Below are 2,296 nucleotides of genomic sequence, written 5' to 3' on the forward strand. Positions count from 1 at the left end.
CTTGCTCATGATCAGGGTCTCCTGGTCGGTCTGATCAGAGCTTAGCGCCTGGTCCGAATTTCGGGGGCCACTTCAGATTGATGTGCGCGGTTGGGAGGCGCCGGTAGGCTCATCGGCCCACGAAACCACACAAACGGAAATGGTATGACGCAAGGACGTAGCATCCGGCTCTTCCTGGTGGACGGCACGCCCAACGGTCTGCTTACCGCCGAGATCATGAACTGGACCGGCCACGTGCTCACCGGGCCGCGCAGCAAGCTCAGCGAGTTGGTGCAGCGTCCCGAGTGCGGCCGCACTGGGATCTACTTCCTGGTCGGACCCGACCCCGAGAACAGCCTGCGCCCGCTGGTCTACATAGGCGAGAGCGACGACGTCGGCACCCGTCTCAAGCAGCATAACCGGCCGGAGGAGAAGGGCGGCAAGGACTTCTGGGAGAAGGTCTGCCTGGTTACCAGCAAGGACCAGAACCTCACCAAGGCCCATGTGAAGTACCTGGAGAGCCTGCTGATTCAGAACGCCGGGCAGGTTGGCCGCTGCCAACTGATCAACGGCACTGCCCACGAGTACATCAACCTTCCCGAGTCGGATCGCGCCGATATGGCGTTCTTTATGGAGCAGATCCGCACCGTGCTGCCGGTGCTCGGCTTTGACTTTCTTCGTGATGCCAGCAAACCATCTACCGCTGCTGGAACACCTGCCCCCCAATTTGCGCAGGCCTCGCCACGGTTCATTCTGGAAGCCTCCAAACACGGGATCAGAGCCAAGGGGCAGGAAGTGGATGGTGAGTTTTTTGTGTTGGAAGGCTCCCTGGCCCGGCGTGAGTGGGCGGGGCCCTACCACAGTTATCAGAAGCAGCATGCCCAACTCTGCGAAGAGGGAGTGCTTGTCGATAATGGCAGTGGTCTGCGGCGCTTCACCAAGGACTATGCCTTCTCCAGCCCCAGTGCTGCAGCCGCCATCGTGGTAGGGCGCGCGGCCAACGGCCGAATCGACTGGAAAGTTGAGGGCAGTGGGCTCTCCTATGGCGAGTGGCAGGACAAGGAAGTAAGTGCTGTAGAAACTGAAGCATCTTGAATTTTAGCCAATTATAATGAGTTTTAGATAACCTTTGTTGAAGGACTGGTTTTAATATGAAAGCAATGCTGGCTTTGTTTTTATTTTTTATCATTTTCCCTTTGAGTGTGTACGCCTCTCCTCCTAACTCTCATACCATGGGCGGTATGTGGTTTTGTAATGAGGGGTTTAAAAGGGTGGGTGACTCATGTGAGCGCCTCTCGGTTCCAAGGAATGCCCATGTGATGGGGAATATGTGGTTTTGCAATGAGGGGTTTAAAAGAGTGGGTAACTCATGTGAGCGCTTCTCGGTTCCAGGGAATGCCCATGTGATGGGGAATATGTGGTTTTGTAATGAGGGGTTTAAAAGAGTGGGTAACTCATGTGAGCGCCTCTCGGTTCCTGAAAATGCCCATGTGATGGGGAGTATGTGGTTTTGTAATGAAGGGTATAAAAAAGTAGGTAGCCGTTGCCAGGAAATGTCTGCACGGGAGGTGGAGGAAAGAGAAAGGCTGCTTGAGCTTGTTGCACAACGTCAAGCTGAACTACGTGCCAACGGTGCCTCAGGCCAAAGTTGTCAAACTGAGTACGATAGTGGGGCAGCAGTTTGCATATCAGTAAATATGGCAAATCTTGACTGTGACGAGAGTTCTGATGGCGGGTTTTATGATAGCTGTGAAGTAGATATGGATTACAGTTTGGAGACTGATTATAGGGGAGGTTCTAGTATAAATGTAGATGTTTATTGCGAGGCAGAGATAAGCTACAAGTCAAAATCTGGGCGCAATCGCTACGATAGTGATGGTTATCATGATTTTCAACACCTTGGTTCGTACGGGACAGGGTCTGGTTACATCAGTATGGACTTTTCTTTCTCATCCTATGAGGAAGTTTTTAAGGTGAGCTTAAAAGATGCGTGGTGTGAAATGCAAAGTGTTTATCTTCACTGAAGGGGCTACCTAGATATATACAAGGCAGAGGATTATCGATTGACCCACTGGCTGGTGAGCACCCGGGTCAATCGTCCGGTGGAGGACGACCTTTCACTGATCGAGTCTCTCGACTCGCTCACATCCTGCTTGAGCTTGATAGGGCCGGGGGGGCCTGGCTCTGGGGGAGGTCAGTTCGACTCTGAGATGACGGGCCATACGAGGGAATCGCGATTGTGTCGACGCCGGAGCTATAAGTCCGTAAATCATCAAAACAGATTGTCCCCCCGACCCGCATGACCTTTCCTTGCTGG

Annotated in this window: 2 protein-coding genes; both read left to right on the forward strand. The window is 53.1% G+C overall.

The features are described 5' to 3' along the window. Window positions 1-144: 144 nt before the first annotated feature. The gene (locus Q0894_RS15715; RefSeq protein ID WP_299237107.1) at window positions 145-1,074 is read left to right on the forward strand and encodes a GIY-YIG nuclease family protein; all 930 of its coding nucleotides are present in this window, start codon (window positions 145-147) and stop codon (window positions 1,072-1,074) included. 56 nt (window positions 1,075-1,130) lie between these two features. Then, the gene (locus Q0894_RS15720; protein WP_299237109.1) at window positions 1,131-2,003 is read left to right on the forward strand and encodes a hypothetical protein; all 873 of its coding nucleotides are present in this window, start codon (window positions 1,131-1,133) and stop codon (window positions 2,001-2,003) included. Window positions 2,004-2,296 lie beyond the last annotated feature (293 nt).

The sequence above is a fragment of the uncultured Halomonas sp. genome (assembly GCF_947501415.1).
Lineage (GTDB): Bacteria > Pseudomonadota > Gammaproteobacteria > Pseudomonadales > Halomonadaceae > Halomonas.

Excerpts from the sequence above, each read along its gene's own strand:
- Q0894_RS15715 (WP_299237107.1), top strand. The coding sequence starts at position 145 with ATGACGCAAGGACGTAGCATCCGGCTCTTCCTGGTGGACGGCACGCCC.
- Q0894_RS15720 (WP_299237109.1), top strand. The coding sequence starts at position 1,131 with ATGAAAGCAATGCTGGCTTTGTTTTTATTTTTTATCATTTTCCCTTTG.